We start from the raw sequence: 14,232 nt of genomic DNA on the forward strand, positions 1-14,232 counted from the left end.
CTGCCTGGGTGCACGCAGCGCCCTCAGGTTCTTCGCGAGCAAGCTCGCTCCTACAGGGTGTTGCGTACGGAAATGGCACGAGGAATACCTCGGAACCGTTTTGACACGGGGTAATACCAGTATATCCCGTATTACGATTTGAGAAATTTAAACTTACTTTTCAACGTGGTACACTATAAATATCAGTGGTACGTACCACAGTACGAAATCGTAGGAGAGAACATGGCTCGTGGCGGCATCAACAAAGCAGTGGTTCAAACGGCGCGTCTGGCAATCCTCGCCCGTGGCGAACACCCAAGCATCGATGCCGTACGGATCGAGATGGGCAATACCGGCTCTAAAACCACCATTCACCGGTACTTGAAGGAGCTGGATGATGGCGTCGAACCCACAGCCCCCTCTTCCGAGCCCATCGATGACGAGCTGGCAGGACTGGTTTCCCGCCTGGCTCAGCGCCTCAAGGAACAGGCGCAGAAACCCATCGACCTGGCACGCGAGCAGTACGAGCAACAACGAAAAGCGCTGGAAAGCCAGCTGACCGATGCTCAAGAAGCCAACAGCGAATTACAGCAGCAGTACGAAATCCAGAGCCTGGCGCTGGTGCAGGAATCTGACACCCTGCAAAACACCCTCTCCATGCTCCAGACCGAGCAAACCCGCAATGCCGGGCTGAACCAGGCGCTGGCCGACTTCGAATTACGCTTGCAAGACAAGGACGAGCAGATCCGCTCCCTCGAAGAAAAACACCTGCACGCCCGTGATGCCCTGGAGCACTACCGCAACGCCGTTAAAGAGCAGCGCGAGCAGGAGCAACGCCGCCACGAAGGCCAGGTGCAGCAGATTCAGATGGAGTTGCGCCAGGCCCAGCAAAGCGCCCTCGTACGTCAGGATGAAATCACCCAGTTGCATCGCGACAACGAGCGCCTGCTGACCGAAAACCGCGGCACGTTGCGGGAACTGGGCCTGATGCAGGAACAACTCAAGCAAACCCATATCCGTCAGGATCAACTGCTGGAACAGGTCAACCGGATCGATAGCGAACGCACCCTCCTCCAGGAACGCCTGCGCGCAGCACTGCTGGAAAGCCAGTCGCAGAAGCAGAACGTCGAGGAGCAGTCGCAGATCAATAAAGCGCTGGAAGTTGAATTACTGAAGACTCAGGCGAACCTGGAAGAAAGCGTGCGCCTGGCGGCTGTCATTGCAACAGCGCCAGACGCAGCCAAGGCCGATTAACCCGCCACCGGCGTACGCATGGTGACGAACTCCTCGGCGGCCGTCGGGTGCACGCCGATGGTTTCATCAAAGTCGCGCTTGGTGGCACCAGCCTTCAAGGCAATCGCCAGGCCCTGGACGATTTCGCCGGCATCCGGCCCAACCATGTGGCAACCCAGCACTTTGTCGGTCTTGGCATCCACCACCAGTTTCATCAGCGTGCGCTCCTGGCAATCGGTCAGGGTCAGCTTCATCGGGCGGAAACGGCTTTCGAAAATCTGCACGTCGTGGCCGGCTTCCCTGGCCTCTTCCTCGGTCAAACCGACAGTGCCGATATTCGGCAAGCTGAACACTGCCGTCGGGATCATTTTGTAATCCACCGGGCGATATTGCTCAGGCTTGAACAAACGACGCGCCACGGCCATGCCTTCTGCCAGCGCGACCGGTGTCAGTTGAACCCGGCCGATGACATCGCCAAGGGCCAGGATCGACGGCTCGGCGGTCTGGTACTGCGCGTCGACCTCGACGAAGCCTTTCTTGTCGAGTTTGACGCCGGTGTTTTCCAGCCCCAGGTTGTCCAGCATCGGACGTCGGCCAGTGGCGTAGAACACGCAGTCGGCCTCCAGCTCGCGACCATCTTTGAGCGTTGCTTTCAGGCTGCCGTCGGCCAGTTTTTCAATGCGCTCGATGTCGGCATTGAACTGCAGGCTCATGCCGCGCTTGGTCAACTCTTCCTGCAAATGCTTGCGCACTGCACCGTCGAAGCCGCGCAGGAACAGGTCACCGCGATACAGCAGCGTCGTCTCGGCACCCAGTCCATGGAAGATCCCGGCGAATTCGACCGCGATGTAACCGCCACCGACCACCAGAACACGCTTGGGCAGTTCTTTGAGGAAGAATGCCTGGTTGGAGCTGATCGCGTGCTCGTGCCCCGGAATCTCCGGAATCTGCGGCCAGCCGCCCGTAGCAATCAGGATGTTCTTGGCGGTAAAGCGTTCGCCATTAATCTCGACAGTATTTGGATCGACAATCCTGGCGTGACCTTCATGCAACGTCACACCGCTGTTGACCAGCAGGTTGCGATAGATGCCGTTCAGGCGGTTGATCTCGCGATCCTTGTTGGCGATCAGCGTCGCCCAATCGAACTTCGCCTCGCCCGGGATCCAGCCAAAACCGGAAGACTGCTCGAAGTCTTCGGCGAAGTGCGCGCCGTAGACCAGCAATTTTTTTGGTACACAGCCAACGTTCACACACGTACCACCCAAGTAGCGGCTCTCGGCCACGGCCACTTTGGCGCCAAACCCGGCAGCAAAACGCGCAGCCCGTACACCGCCAGAACCGGCGCCAACCACATAAAGGTCAAAATCGTAGGCCATTTTCAATCTCCTCGGCAGGCCACCAGCATACCCGCAGACGTCCGTTGGGCAAGCGCTGCACACTATCTGGGGGCAGAAAATGAAAAAGCCACCCGAAGGTGGCTTTTCAGTACAAGCAGGTCAGGCGCTATCAGTAAGCCTTGCCAGTCTTGTAGAAGTTCTCGAAGCAGAAGTTGGTCGCGTCGATGTAGCCTTCGGCGCCACCGCAGTCGAAACGCTTGCCTTTGAACTTGTAGGCCATGACGCAGCCGTTTTGAGCTTGCTTCATCAGGGCGTCGGTGATCTGGATTTCACCACCCTTGCCTGGCTCGGTCTGTTCGATCAGGTCGAAGATGTCCGGGGTCAGGATGTAGCGACCGATGATCGCCAGGTTCGATGGCGCATCTTCAGGCTTTGGCTTCTCGACCATGCTGTGAACGCGATAGATGTCGTCGCGGATCATCTCACCGGCAATCACGCCGTACTTGTGAGTTTCCTGCGGATCGACTTCCTGGATGGCGACGATCGAGCAACGGAACTGCTTGTACAGCTTGACCATTTGGGTCAGTACGCCGTCGCCTTCGAGGTTGACGCACAAGTCATCCGCCAGGACCACGGCGAAAGGTTCGTCGCCGATCAGCGGGCGGCCAGTCAGGATGGCGTGGCCCAAGCCTTTCATTTCGGTCTGACGGGTGTAGGAGAACGAGCAGTTGTCGAGCAGCTTGCGGATGCCGACCAGGTATTTTTCCTTGTCGGTGCCCTTGATCTGGTTTTCCAGCTCGTAGCTGATGTCGAAGTGGTCTTCCAGGGCGCGTTTGCCGCGACCGGTGACGATGGAGATTTCGGTCAACCCAGCGTCCAGTGCTTCTTCGACGCCGTACTGGATCAGTGGCTTGTTTACCACCGGCAGCATTTCTTTGGGCATGGCTTTAGTCGCTGGCAGGAAGCGAGTACCGTAACCGGCTGCTGGGAACAAGCATTTCTTGATCATATAAGTCCTTGAAAGGGCTGTGTGTACGAGTTTCGGCGCAGTCTAATCAGGCGGCGCGCACCTTACAATGCCCCGCACTGGCTAACCGATGCCATCATAGAGAAATATTCTCGCGGATAGTTCCGCTGGCTCTTATAGATAGCAGAGACCGGCAGACTTGCACGGCCTGTCAGCCGAACTGACAATCTGCACCACCATACGCCCATCGGCACCTTCTGCGTGCATTTGGCGCTATCATTACGCAATTGAACCAGTCAACGAGGCAGTTAGATGTCGGTAGCAAAAAGCGTCAACGGGTACCTGATCAATCAGGCGAAGGACGGCCAGTGGTGGGTAGACAGCGTCGGTGGCGAGAACATCGCCGGACCGTTCCCGACCGAGGCGATGGCGATTGAAGTGGCATCCGTATTGCAACTTGAACACCCAACCACCAAGCGCCGCGGCAAAGACAAGACTTGATCTGAACCTGTTTTTCTCGACCAAGCCCTGCCTCGCGCAGGGCTTTTTTGTGATTGACTGCAAAGAAGTGGCCTTTCGCTATAACCTTTTGCCACCAACGCTGTCACAGCCTTTGCCCCATCATCCTGACGACGACAACACCATGAATAAATTCTTACCGCTGTTTGCGGTACTGGCCCTGAGCGGCTGCGCCACTTCCGAAAAGACTTACCTGGACAACGGCGAAACAGGCCTGACCATCGACTGCTCGGGTGAAGCCAATTCCTGGGCCACCTGCTATGAAAAAGCCGATGCCTCCTGCGCCGGCACCGGCTATCGAATCGTGGGTACCGACGGAACGCCTTCGACCAAGGAAAGCGACAAGACCCTGGGCGTCGACGTCGGCAACTACAAGAACCGCAGCGTCGTGGTGGTCTGCAAGTAAGGCACCCTGCCCTACATGTGAATTTCGGCGAATTTGATACCCAGACCGCGCACGGTCTCGATCAAATCGTCGAGACGACTGAAGGACTCGACTTCATCGTTTTCATCTACCAGGAAGTAACTGCGCCCGGCGCTTTTCTTGAAAAACACAATCCATTCCTCCGGATCCGCCGGGTTCTGAATCACGTGGGTGGCAGAGATTTGACCCTCTGCATGGCGCTCCCGTACCTGCTCTCGCTTCATGCTCACTCCAGAAATGACAATGCCGTCAAAGCGCGGCTTTGACGGCATCGATGCTGACTGTCGGTATTCTATCAGCCGGAAATGCACGCCGTAGCGGCATTGCGGACATCCATCGGGCGCAACGGCACATTGGAGATGCGTTCATGCAGCTTGATGCTGCTGCCACTGGAGCGCTCCTCGATGTCGAAGACGGCGGCGGGCCCCGCGGAGAATTTCTGCGGCACGATAACCCGCACACCTTCCTTCTCCTGCGGCTCAACTTGCAGGGCACCACGGCTACTGGCCAGTTTTTCGGTCAGGCACTGCGCGTATTCATGGGGCTTCTTGCCTGAAATTACGTTCATGGTGGGCAGCGACTCATTGATTTCCGAGACACTCGCACAACCACTCATCGTCAACACCAGCGGCAAGACCCACACACCCCACTTCATACAAAACCTCCGATAAAGACCCTCCGACAGCACAAATGCCGTTTTTCTCCGAGGCTCGTTGCGTTTATCGCTCATAGAATTCCGAATAACTGTTTTTTATTGTCAAAGCGGACCTCGACGACCGGATAATAACCCCTTCGGGCTGATAAACTGCGCCAATCGCCCATGCTATCGTTTTGATTTTGTAGAAAAAGCCCTTCTGGAGGCGCCTTAATGAAATTTATCCACCAGCGCGAGCACCTCAACGAAGACGACATCGTCGTCATCCAGTGCTCCCAAACGTGCAACATCCGCTTGATGAACGACGCCAATTTCCGCAGCTTCAAGAATGGCGGCCGCCACACTTACCACGGTGGTGCATTCGACACCTTCCCGGCGCGGATTACTGCACCGAGCACCGGCTTCTGGAACATCACCATCGACACGGTCAACCGCCGGCCGATCAGCGTGACCCGCAAGCCGACCCTGACTCACTCGATCAAGATCATTCGCCGCTCCAGCTCGAAACTGAGCTGAGTGACGCTCCCACACGAATACAGGCAGGCATGACCCGTGGCCCAAACGACCAAGTACGTCATCAAATACAAACTCAACGGCGAGCGCCGCTTCGAATTTGCCCAGCTTGAAAACGGCACCGAAGAAGAAGCCAAAGCCGCGCTCGACGTCATTCATGGCCAGGGCGAAGACGTCATCAGCGAAATCAGCGTCAGCAAAGCGCTGTAACGGGATTCGGAGCGACAACATGGACGTCTGCTCCGGCCGTTGAAATTCGACCGCAAGCACCGGAGTGTTCGCGCAGGCACCGCTCCATAGACTGGCCACCTCAACCTTGGGTTAAGGAGTCAGAACATGTCTACTTCCTCGATTCACTACATCAGTGGTACTTCCAGCCTTGGCATCCTGCTGTTGGCCTTCAGCGACAAAGGGCTGTGCGCGTCGCTGCTCGGCGATGACCTGGCGACGCTGGAACTCGACCTCGCGCGGCGCTTCCCCGGCAAACCAGCGCCACAGCGCGATGAAAGCCTGGTGCCTGCGCTGGAGCAAACCCTGCACCACCTCGAAAACCCTCGCACCGCCCTCGACCTGCCGCTGGACCTGGCGGGCAGCGTTTTTCAACGGCGAGTCTGGGACGCCCTGCGACAAATACCGCTCGGTGAAACCGCCAGCTACCAGGACATTGCGCGGCAACTGGGTCAACCCAAAGCCTTTCGCGCGGTGGCCAATGCCTGCGGCGCGAACCCGCTGGCGGTGATCGTGCCTTGCCATCGGGTACTGCGTCAGGATGGCAGCCTCGGCGGCTACCGTTGGGGACTGGAACGCAAACGGCAATTGCTGGATTACGAGGCGCAGCAATGAGCGAGCAATCCCTCGATGAGCTGGACTGGGTCACGCTGGAACAGCAACTGGATCAGGATGGCTGCGCGATCATCAGGTCGCTTGTCAGCCGCGAGACCTGCGATGAAATCAGCGCCCTGTACGCCCGACCCGAGCCGTTTCGCTCGCAAGTGGTCATGGCTCGTCACGGTTTTGGCCGTGGCGAGTACAAATACTTCAGGTACCCGCTGCCGGATTTCGTCGCCCGTTTGCGCAGCGCGCTCTACCCTCGCCTGGTGCCGATTGCCAATCGCTGGTACGAGCGCATGGACCTGCCAACCCGCTTCCCCGAAACCCACGAAGCCTTTCTGGAACGCTGCCATGCCGCCGGTCAGGAACGCCCAACGCCGTTATTGCTGCAATATGGACCTCAGGACTACAACTGCCTTCATCAGGATCTGTACGGCGAACATGTATTCCCGCTGCAAGTGGCGATTCTTCTGTCAGAACCTGAAGCAGATTTCACCGGCGGCGAGTTCGTGCTGACCGAACAGCGCCCACGGATGCAGTCGCGTCCGCAGGTGATCGGTCTGAAGAAAGGCGACGGGCTGATCTTTGCCGTCAACCAACGACCGGTCAAAGGTGTCCGGGGCTACTATCGCGTGACCCTGCGCCACGGCGTGAGTCGCCTGCACAGCGGAAAACGGCATACCCTTGGAATCATCTTTCACGATGCGTTATGAGCCCATGAGCCCGACCACCTTCGATCTGTTTGCCGACGCGGAACCCGAACAACAGCCTCGGCGCGAGCAAATTGGCGAACAGTCCTACGTATTGCGAGGCTTTGCCCTCCCTGGCTGGATCAGTTGCTGCCCGCACTGGAAGCGGTTCTGGTGGCTGCGCCGTTTCGGCAGATGATCACGCCGGGCGGCTTCACCATGTCGGTGGCTTTGAGCAGTTGCGGGACGTTGGGCTGGACCACCGATCGCAGCGGCTACCGCTACACTCGCCATGATCCGCAGACGGGCCAACCCTGGCCGAAGATGCCCGGGGTGTTTTTCGAATTGGCACAAGCGGCGGCGCGGGAAGCAGGGTTTATGGATTTCGTGCCTGATTCCTGCCTGATCAACCGTTATGTCCCCGGCGCAAAGATGTCATTGCACCAGGACAAGAACGAAGGTTCCTACGCAGCGCCGATTGTTTCGGTATCCCTGGGGTTGCCGGCGATGTTCCTGTTCGGTGGTTTTGCGCGCAGTGATAAAAGCCAACGGGTACCGCTGTTACATGGCGACATCGTGGTCTGGGGTGGCGTCGATCGCTTGCGTTATCACGGGGTCTTGCCGATCAAGGAGGGCCAGCACCCACGCCTGGGCGAACAACGGATCAACTTCACCTTTCGTACCGCGGGATGACGCCCTCGAATTTGACCGCAAGACCCGGAGTGCAGCGACCCTGTCGGCTGGTTAATCTGAATCAAACGGGTCAACGGACATGAAGCCATGACAAACCACACGACAAAGATCGCGACCGAGAACGATCCCCGCTGGGCCGCGGTCGTCGCGCGGGATTCCCGGGCAGACGGGCAGTTTGTGTATGCGGTGAAAACCACCGGCATCTACTGCCGCCCCAGCAGTCTGGCGCGTTTGCCGAAGCCGCAGAATGTCGAATTCTTTGACACCGCCGAGCAAGCCCAGGCAGCAGGTTACCGCCCGAGTAAACGAGCCGCGAAAGATCAAAGTGACGTCGCCGCGCAACACGCCGCGACCGTGGCCGCCGCTTGCCGCCAGATAGAAACCGCCGAGCATCTGCCCGCGCTGAGCGAGCTGGCCGTTGCTGCGGGCCTCAGCAGTTTTCACTTTCATCGCGTATTCAAAACCGTGACCGGACTGACGCCCAAGGGCTATGCCACGGCCCACCGTTCACGCAAGGTTCGTGAGCGGTTGACCGATGGAGGCTCGGTGACCGACGCGCTGTATGACGCCGGTTTCAACTCCAACAGCCGCTTCTACGAGTCGGCGGATCAGCTACTGGGCATGAAACCCGGTGACTACCGTGCAGCCGGTCAAAACAACGACATCCGGTTTGCCGTTGGCCAGTGTTCCCTCGGGGCGATTCTGGTAGCGCAAAGTGAACGCGGGGTTTGTGCGATCCTGCTGGGGGATGATCCGCATCAACTGGTCTGCGATCTGCAAGACAAGTTTAGGCGGGCCAATCTGATTGGCGCTGATCACGAATTCGAGCAGTTGATCGCCAAGGTTGTCGGCTTTATCGAAGCCCCGGCCATCGGCCTGGATTTGCCCCTGGATGTGCGCGGCACGGCGTTTCAGGAACGGGTCTGGCAAGCGTTGCGGGAGATTCCCGCAGGCAGCACCGCCAGCTACGCCGATATCGCCCAGCGCATCGGCTCGCCGAAAGCCGTGCGCGCCGTGGCCCAGGCCTGCGGCGCGAACAGCCTCGCGGTGGCGATTCCCTGTCACCGCGTGGTGCGCAGCGACGGCAACCTGTCGGGGTATCGCTGGGGTGTGGAACGCAAACGGCAGTTGCTGGAGCGGGAAAGCCATTAGATCAAAAGATCGCAGCCTTCGGCAGCGCCTACAGGGGAATGCATTCTTTTGTAGGAGTTGCCGACGGCTGCGATCTTTGCTTTTTAGCGATTCACATCCACCACAACGCGGCCGCGCAATTGTCCGGCGAGTAACCTTGGCGCAGCGTCAATGGCTTCGCTCAAACCGATTTCGTGGCTGATCAATGGCAGCAAGGCGAAGTCCAGATCCTTGGCCAGACGGTTCCAGGCCAGTACCCGCTTGGCTTTGGGTTGCGTCACGCTGTTGATACCGGCCAGGGTCACGCCACGTAAAATGAACGGTGCGACGGAGGCCGGAAAGTCCATGCCTTGCGCCAGACCACACGCCGCCACGGTGCCGTTGGCCTTCGTACTGGCACAGGCGTTGGCCAGGGTGTGGCTGCCGACCGAGTCAATGACCGCCGCCCAACGCTCCTTGGCCAGAGGTTTGCCCGGTTCGGACAACGTCGCGCGGTCAATGATTTCGCTGGCCCCCAACTGCTTGAGGTAATCGTGCTCGGAGGTACGGCCAGTGGACGCGACCACCCTGAACCCAAGCTTGCTCAACAAGGCGATGGCGAAACTGCCTACACCGCCGTTGGCGCCCGTTACCAGGACTTCGCCCTGCTCCGGTGTCACGCCGTTATGTTCCAGCGCCAGGATGCTCAGCATCGCCGTGTATCCCGCCGTGCCAATGGCCATCGCCTGGGCGGCAGTGAATTCCCGGGGCAGCGGAATCAGCCAGTTGCCGTTCAAGCGGGCTTTCTGCGCCAATCCGCCCCAATGCCCTTCGCCAACACCCCAGCCGTTGAGTACGACCTGATCACCAACCTTGTAGTCCGGATGCCCGCTGACTTCGACAGTGCCTGCCAGATCGATCCCCGGCACCATCGGGAATTTACGCACCACCGGGCTGCTGCCGGTGATCGCCAGGCCATCCTTGAAGTTCAGCGTGCTGTACGCCACACGCACTGTCACATCGCCCTCGGGCAGTTGATCGTCATTGATCTCTTGCAGTGTGGCCCGGTAACCGCTGTCGTCTTTGTCGATCAAAATGCCTTTGAACATCGCTGCCTCCTCATGGATTCAATCAGTTGTCATGCCGTTGAAATAGCACACCGCAACATTTTGCCGTACCCGACTTTAAGCCAATCCGGGCGCGTCCATCACCGGCGACCAGACTTTTTTCTCGGTCCTGAAAGGCCTCTGGAAATATTACCGTCGAGGGTCGGTGGCAGAATGCATCGGCATTAACGAACGGGACGCACCCCATTCAAAAACTCGATTGGTCTTGCGCCCGTCTTTGCTGATACAAATCCCGCTCTACCGACCCTGCCCTGTTTTGACGCCGGAGAACCTTTCAAATGAGCCAATGGCCAGACACCCGAATTCTTGATCTGCTTGGAATCGAACTGCCGATCATCCAGGCCCCGATGGCCGGTGCCACCGGCTCGGCCATGGTGATCGCAGCGAGCAACGCCGGCGGCCTGGGTTCGATGCCCGCTGCCATGCTGAGCACCGAGCAGTTGCGCGAGGAGCTGAAAACGATTCGCCAACACAGCCAGCGCCCGATCAACGTCAACTTTTTCTGCCATCAACCTCCCGCCGCCGATGAGCAACGCGCTCGGGACTGGAAGCATCTGCTGGAGCCCTATTACCGTGAACTGGGCGTCGACTTTGATGCACCGACGCCAATATCCAATCGCGCGCCGTTCGATAATGCGACCTGCGAAGTGATCGAAGAGCTTCGCCCCGAAGTCGTGAGTTTCCACTTCGGCCTCCCGGAAAAATCCCTGATGGATCGCGTGAAAGCGACCGGGGCAAAAGTGCTGTCTTCGGCGACCACCGTCGAAGAAGCCGTCTGGCTTGAACAACATGGCTGCGATGCGATCATCGCCATGGGTTACGAGGCGGGTGGGCATCGGGGCATGTTCCTCAGCGACGACTTGAGCAGCCAGGTAGGGATTTTCGCCCTGGTGCCCCAGATCGTCGACGCGGTGAAAGTGCCGGTCATTGCGGCAGGTGGCATTGCCGATGCAAGAGGCGTGGCGGCGGCTTTTCTGTTGGGTGCTTCGGCGGTGCAAGTGGGCACGGCGTACTTGTTCACGCCAGAGGCCAAGGTCAGCGCGTCTCATCACAAGGCGTTGCGCACGGCCAAGGAAAGCGAGACCGCCGTCACCAACATTTTCACCGGACGCCCGGCGCGCGGGATTCTCAATCGGGTGATGCGTGAACTCGGCCCCATGAGCGATAAAGCGCCGGCCTTTCCGTTGGCGGGTGGGGCGTTGATGCCGTTGCGCGCCAAAGGGGAAGCGGATTTCAGCAACCTCTGGGCCGGGCAGGCGTTCACGCTGGGTGTTGAAATGACCACGGCGGAACTGACGCGGCGGCTGGCCGAGGAAGGTCTGGCGAAACTGACTCGCCGCTGAACCACCTTCGGCCAGTGAAAACCTGTGACGAGGGGGCTTGCCCCCGTTCGACTGCAAAGCAGTCGCAAAATTGACTACAAACCCGCTGTTGCAGGGTTCAGGGCCGCTTCGCGCCCCAACGGGGGCAAGCCTCCTCGCCACCGTTCAATGCATTCCAGTTCCAACACATTCCGTTTGCAGGCAATTCGCTATATATTCCGCTATATAGCGTTTACCCCCTCGCTGCATTTGCCTATGACGGAGCCGTTTCATGACCATTCGTGCCTCACGTTTTGCCCTCACAAGCCTTGCCAGCCTGCTCGCTGTGTTCGCCCTCGGGTCTGCCCAGGCGGATGAAGTCCAGGTCGCAGTAGCCGCCAACTTCACCGCACCGATCCAGGCCATCGCTGCCGATTTCGAGAAAGACACCGGGCACAAACTGGTCACCTCCTTTGGTGCAACCGGCCAGTTCTACACCCAGATCAAGAATGGCGCGCCGTTCGAAGTGTTCCTCTCGGCGGACGACACCACACCGCAAAAACTCGAAACCGAAGGCGATACCGTCAAGGGTTCGCGTTTCACTTACGCCGTTGGCACCCTGGCACTCTGGTCGGCCAAGGAAGGTTATGTCGATGCCAAAGGCAAGGTGCTGAGCGACAACAAGTATCAGCATCTGTCCATCGCCAACCCGAAAGCCGCGCCTTATGGCCTGGCCGCGACTCAAGTGCTGGCCAAGCTGGGCCTGACCGATAAGGTCAAAGACAAGATCGTCGAAGGCCAGAACATCACCCAGGCTTACCAATTCGTCTCCACAGGCAATGCCGAAATCGGCTTTGTGGCCTTGTCGCAGATCTACAAAGACGGCAAAGTCACCGGCGGTTCGGCGTGGATCGTTCCGGCCGACATGCACGACCCGATCAAACAAGACGCGGTGATCCTCAACAAAGGCAAGGACAACCCGGCCGCCAAGGCGCTGGTTGACTACCTCAAAGGTCCGAAAGCCGCGGCCGTCATCAAGTCCTACGGTTACCAACTCTAAATGACGTTAACGAGTGCCGATTTTTCCGCCATCTGGCTAACCCTGAAACTCGCGTCGCTGACGACGGTGATCCTGCTGGTGATCGGCACTCCGATTGCGTTATGGCTCTCGCGCACCCAATCCTGGCTGCGCGGCCCGGTCGGTGCGATCGTCGCCCTGCCCCTGGTACTGCCGCCCACGGTGATTGGTTTTTATCTGTTGCTGGCGCTCGGCCCCAACGGGTTTGTCGGCCACTTCACGCAGTCGCTGGGGCTCGGCACCCTCACCTTCAGTTTTGCAGGGTTGGTCATTGGCTCGGTGCTCTACTCGATGCCGTTTGTAGTGCAGCCACTGCAAAATGCTTTTTCCGCCATTGGCACCCGCCCATTGGAAGTGGCCGCGACCTTGCGCGCCAATCCCTGGGACACATTCTTCAGCGTGATCCTGCCGCTGGCCCGACCGGGGTTCATTACGGCGGCGATTCTCGGCTTCGCCCACACCGTCGGTGAATTCGGCGTGGTGCTGATGATCGGTGGCAACATTCCCGACAAGACCCGCGTGGTGTCGGTGCAGATCTACGATCACGTCGAAGCCATGGAATACGCCCAGGCCCATTGGCTGGCCGGGGCGATGCTGGTGTTCTCGTTTACCGTGTTGCTGGCGCTCTACTCCAGCCGCAAAACCAAAGCGGGCTGGAGCTGATCAATGATCCATACGCGCATGAAACTGAAGTATTCGGGGTTCGCCCTGGATGTGGACCTGCAATTGCCCGGTCGCGGCATCACCGCACTGTACGGACACTCCGGTTCAGGCAAAACCACCTGCCTGCGCTGCATTGCGGGCCTGGAACGGGCCGAACAGGGTTTTATCCAGGTCAACGATGAGGTCTGGCAGGACAGCGACAAGAAGATTTTCGTCCCGCCGCACAAACGCGCGTTGGGTTACGTCTTTCAGGAAGCCAGCCTGTTTGCGCATCTTTCGGTGCTGGCCAACCTGGAATTCGGCCTCAAGCGCATCCCGAAACAACAGCGCCGGGTGGACATGACCCACGCGACTGAACTGCTCGGGATCGGCCATTTGCTGGATCGCCACCCGCAGCACCTTTCGGGCGGTGAACGGCAGCGCGTCGGCATCGCCCGCGCGTTGCTGACCAGTCCGAAACTGTTGCTGATGGACGAACCGCTGGCCGCGCTGGACGCTCAACGCAAAAGCGAAATCCTGCCCTACCTGCAACGACTGCACGATGAACTGGACATCCCGGTGCTGTACGTCAGCCACTCCCAGGATGAAGTCGCGCGGCTGGCCGACCACATCGTCCTGCTCAGCGACGGCAAGGCACTGGCCAGCGGCCCGATCGGCGAAACCCTGGCGCGGCTCGACCTGCCGCTGGCGCTGGGCGATGACGCGGGCGTGGTGATCGAGGGTCACGTGAGTGCCTATGACGCCGACTATCAATTGCTGACCCTGCAACTGCCCGATACGGCCCTGAACATTCGTGTGGCGCACACGCCGATGGACGCCGGCCAGGCGCTTCGCTGCAAGGTCCAGGCGCGGGATGTCAGCCTGAGCCTGCAAAGCGTCGAGCAAAGCAGCATCCTCAATCGCCTGCCGGTGACCGTGATCAGTGAGATGGGCGCGGACAACGCCGCCCACGTGCTGATTCGTCTGGATGCTGCCGGTACACCGCTGCTGGCACGGATCACCCGCTACTCCCGAGACCAGTTGGGCGTGCACCCCGGGCAGCAACTCTGGGCGCAGATCAAAGCGGTGGCGGTGCTGGCGTAAATCCGCTGGCACGACTGCATCGGTGCGCGG

At 59.2% G+C, this 14,232-nt stretch carries 17 protein-coding genes and 1 pseudogene; 13 read left to right on the forward strand and 5 right to left on the reverse strand.

All coding sequences use genetic code 11. From position 1 onward, the window contains the following. The first annotated feature begins 222 nt into the window (after nucleotides 1–222). The gene (locus ACYZUD_RS07815; protein WP_462023419.1) at nucleotides 223–1,233 is read left to right on the forward strand and encodes a DNA-binding protein; all 1,011 of its coding nucleotides are present in this window, start codon (nucleotides 223–225) and stop codon (nucleotides 1,231–1,233) included. On the opposite strand, the gene gorA is transcribed toward ACYZUD_RS07815, so the two are convergent. Together gorA and galU are read right to left on the reverse strand one after the other, a co-directional pair. Beyond that, nucleotides 1,230–2,588, reverse strand: coding sequence for a glutathione-disulfide reductase (gorA, locus tag ACYZUD_RS07820; RefSeq protein WP_462023420.1), 1,359 nt, complete (start codon nucleotides 2,586–2,588; stop codon nucleotides 1,230–1,232). The genes ACYZUD_RS07815 and gorA overlap by 4 nt on opposite strands. Before the next feature lie 130 nt (nucleotides 2,589–2,718). Further along, complete coding sequence (gene galU / locus ACYZUD_RS07825) at nucleotides 2,719–3,558, reverse strand: UTP--glucose-1-phosphate uridylyltransferase GalU (RefSeq protein ID WP_010460715.1); 840 nt, start codon at nucleotides 3,556–3,558, stop codon at nucleotides 2,719–2,721. 270 nt (nucleotides 3,559–3,828) lie between these two features. On the opposite strand from galU, the gene ACYZUD_RS07830 reads away from it, so the two are divergent. After that, nucleotides 3,829–4,017: a hypothetical protein gene (locus ACYZUD_RS07830; protein WP_462023421.1), complete on the forward strand. Its 189-nt coding sequence runs from the start codon at nucleotides 3,829–3,831 to the stop codon at nucleotides 4,015–4,017. 142 nt (nucleotides 4,018–4,159) lie between these two features. Continuing rightward, nucleotides 4,160–4,441 carry a hypothetical protein gene (locus ACYZUD_RS07835; RefSeq protein WP_462023422.1) on the forward strand — a complete coding sequence of 94 codons (282 nt, stop codon included), beginning with the start codon at nucleotides 4,160–4,162 and terminating at the stop codon, nucleotides 4,439–4,441. Between the two features lie 11 nt (nucleotides 4,442–4,452). Here the strand turns inward: ACYZUD_RS07835 and ACYZUD_RS07840 are convergent, their stop codons facing one another. Both ACYZUD_RS07840 and ACYZUD_RS07845 read right to left on the reverse strand, forming a co-directional pair. Next, on the reverse strand, nucleotides 4,453–4,683 hold the full coding sequence (locus ACYZUD_RS07840) for a hypothetical protein (protein ID WP_462023423.1): 231 nt from the start codon (nucleotides 4,681–4,683) through the stop codon (nucleotides 4,453–4,455). 71 nt (nucleotides 4,684–4,754) lie between these two features. Beyond that, on the reverse strand, nucleotides 4,755–5,114 hold the full coding sequence (locus tag ACYZUD_RS07845) for a hypothetical protein (RefSeq protein WP_462023424.1): 360 nt from the start codon (nucleotides 5,112–5,114) through the stop codon (nucleotides 4,755–4,757). 213 nt (nucleotides 5,115–5,327) lie between these two features. On the opposite strand from ACYZUD_RS07845, the gene ACYZUD_RS07850 reads away from it, so the two are divergent. From ACYZUD_RS07850 to ada, 6 genes and pseudogenes are all read left to right on the forward strand, one after another. Next, entirely contained in the window at nucleotides 5,328–5,630 is a 303-nt protein-coding gene (locus ACYZUD_RS07850; RefSeq protein WP_008065357.1) for a DUF1883 domain-containing protein, read from the forward strand. 36 nt (nucleotides 5,631–5,666) lie between these two features. Then, nucleotides 5,667–5,837: a hypothetical protein gene (locus ACYZUD_RS07855; RefSeq protein WP_462023425.1), complete on the forward strand. Its 171-nt coding sequence runs from the start codon at nucleotides 5,667–5,669 to the stop codon at nucleotides 5,835–5,837. A 126-nt stretch (nucleotides 5,838–5,963) separates the two neighbouring features. After that, nucleotides 5,964–6,470 (forward strand): methylated-DNA--[protein]-cysteine S-methyltransferase, encoded by a 507-nt coding sequence (locus tag ACYZUD_RS07860; RefSeq protein ID WP_462023426.1) that lies wholly within the window; start codon nucleotides 5,964–5,966, stop codon nucleotides 6,468–6,470. Continuing rightward, nucleotides 6,467–7,171 carry a 2OG-Fe(II) oxygenase gene (locus ACYZUD_RS07865; protein ID WP_462023427.1) on the forward strand — a complete coding sequence of 235 codons (705 nt, stop codon included), beginning with the start codon at nucleotides 6,467–6,469 and terminating at the stop codon, nucleotides 7,169–7,171. The genes ACYZUD_RS07860 and ACYZUD_RS07865 overlap by 4 nt, the downstream gene beginning before the upstream one ends. Beyond that, nucleotides 7,161–7,840, forward strand: a pseudogene (gene alkB, locus ACYZUD_RS07870) (DNA oxidative demethylase AlkB). The gene ACYZUD_RS07865 and the pseudogene alkB overlap by 11 nt, the downstream one beginning before the upstream one ends. An 87-nt stretch (nucleotides 7,841–7,927) precedes the next feature. After that, complete coding sequence (gene ada, locus ACYZUD_RS07875) at nucleotides 7,928–8,992, forward strand: bifunctional DNA-binding transcriptional regulator/O6-methylguanine-DNA methyltransferase Ada (protein WP_462023428.1); 1,065 nt, start codon at nucleotides 7,928–7,930, stop codon at nucleotides 8,990–8,992. Between the two features lie 83 nt (nucleotides 8,993–9,075). Here ada and acuI read toward each other — a convergent pair whose 3' ends face one another. Next, nucleotides 9,076–10,059, reverse strand: a complete 984-nt coding sequence (gene acuI, locus ACYZUD_RS07880) for an acrylyl-CoA reductase (NADPH) (protein ID WP_462023429.1) — start codon at nucleotides 10,057–10,059, stop codon at nucleotides 9,076–9,078. A gap of 296 nt (nucleotides 10,060–10,355) precedes the next feature. Here acuI and ACYZUD_RS07885 point away from each other — a divergent pair, with 296 nt between their 5' ends. The 4 genes from ACYZUD_RS07885 to modC all read left to right on the forward strand — a co-directional run bounded on the left by ACYZUD_RS07885 (nucleotide 10,356) and on the right by modC (nucleotide 14,202). Then, nucleotides 10,356–11,420 carry an NAD(P)H-dependent flavin oxidoreductase gene (locus tag ACYZUD_RS07885; protein WP_462023430.1) on the forward strand — a complete coding sequence of 355 codons (1,065 nt, stop codon included), beginning with the start codon at nucleotides 10,356–10,358 and terminating at the stop codon, nucleotides 11,418–11,420. A gap of 250 nt (nucleotides 11,421–11,670) precedes the next feature. Continuing rightward, nucleotides 11,671–12,438, forward strand: coding sequence for a molybdate ABC transporter substrate-binding protein (modA, locus tag ACYZUD_RS07890; protein ID WP_462023431.1), 768 nt, complete (start codon nucleotides 11,671–11,673; stop codon nucleotides 12,436–12,438). Further along, nucleotides 12,439–13,119, forward strand: coding sequence for a molybdate ABC transporter permease subunit (gene modB, locus ACYZUD_RS07895; protein WP_462023432.1), 681 nt, complete (start codon nucleotides 12,439–12,441; stop codon nucleotides 13,117–13,119). A gap of 3 nt (nucleotides 13,120–13,122) precedes the next feature. Further along, nucleotides 13,123–14,202: a molybdenum ABC transporter ATP-binding protein gene (modC, locus tag ACYZUD_RS07900; protein WP_462023433.1), complete on the forward strand. Its 1,080-nt coding sequence runs from the start codon at nucleotides 13,123–13,125 to the stop codon at nucleotides 14,200–14,202. Nucleotides 14,203–14,232 lie beyond the last annotated feature (30 nt).

Source organism: Pseudomonas sp. XS1P51 (assembly GCF_054897845.1).

Coding starts and splice junctions, on each gene's coding strand:
- ACYZUD_RS07815 (WP_462023419.1), top strand. CDS start 223: ATGGCTCGTGGCGGCATCAACAAAGCAGTGGTTCAAACGGCGCGTCTG.
- gorA (WP_462023420.1), bottom strand. CDS start 2,588: ATGGCCTACGATTTTGACCTTTATGTGGTTGGCGCCGGTTCTGGCGGT.
- galU (WP_010460715.1), bottom strand. CDS start 3,558: ATGATCAAGAAATGCTTGTTCCCAGCAGCCGGTTACGGTACTCGCTTC.
- ACYZUD_RS07830 (WP_462023421.1), top strand. CDS start 3,829: ATGTCGGTAGCAAAAAGCGTCAACGGGTACCTGATCAATCAGGCGAAG.
- ACYZUD_RS07835 (WP_462023422.1), top strand. CDS start 4,160: ATGAATAAATTCTTACCGCTGTTTGCGGTACTGGCCCTGAGCGGCTGC.
- ACYZUD_RS07840 (WP_462023423.1), bottom strand. CDS start 4,683: ATGAAGCGAGAGCAGGTACGGGAGCGCCATGCAGAGGGTCAAATCTCT.
- ACYZUD_RS07845 (WP_462023424.1), bottom strand. CDS start 5,114: ATGAAGTGGGGTGTGTGGGTCTTGCCGCTGGTGTTGACGATGAGTGGT.
- ACYZUD_RS07850 (WP_008065357.1), top strand. CDS start 5,328: ATGAAATTTATCCACCAGCGCGAGCACCTCAACGAAGACGACATCGTC.
- ACYZUD_RS07860 (WP_462023426.1), top strand. CDS start 5,964: ATGTCTACTTCCTCGATTCACTACATCAGTGGTACTTCCAGCCTTGGC.
- ACYZUD_RS07865 (WP_462023427.1), top strand. CDS start 6,467: ATGAGCGAGCAATCCCTCGATGAGCTGGACTGGGTCACGCTGGAACAG.
- ada (WP_462023428.1), top strand. CDS start 7,928: ATGACAAACCACACGACAAAGATCGCGACCGAGAACGATCCCCGCTGG.
- acuI (WP_462023429.1), bottom strand. CDS start 10,059: ATGTTCAAAGGCATTTTGATCGACAAAGACGACAGCGGTTACCGGGCC.
- ACYZUD_RS07885 (WP_462023430.1), top strand. CDS start 10,356: ATGAGCCAATGGCCAGACACCCGAATTCTTGATCTGCTTGGAATCGAA.
- modA (WP_462023431.1), top strand. CDS start 11,671: ATGACCATTCGTGCCTCACGTTTTGCCCTCACAAGCCTTGCCAGCCTG.
- modB (WP_462023432.1), top strand. CDS start 12,439: ATGACGTTAACGAGTGCCGATTTTTCCGCCATCTGGCTAACCCTGAAA.
- modC (WP_462023433.1), top strand. CDS start 13,123: ATGATCCATACGCGCATGAAACTGAAGTATTCGGGGTTCGCCCTGGAT.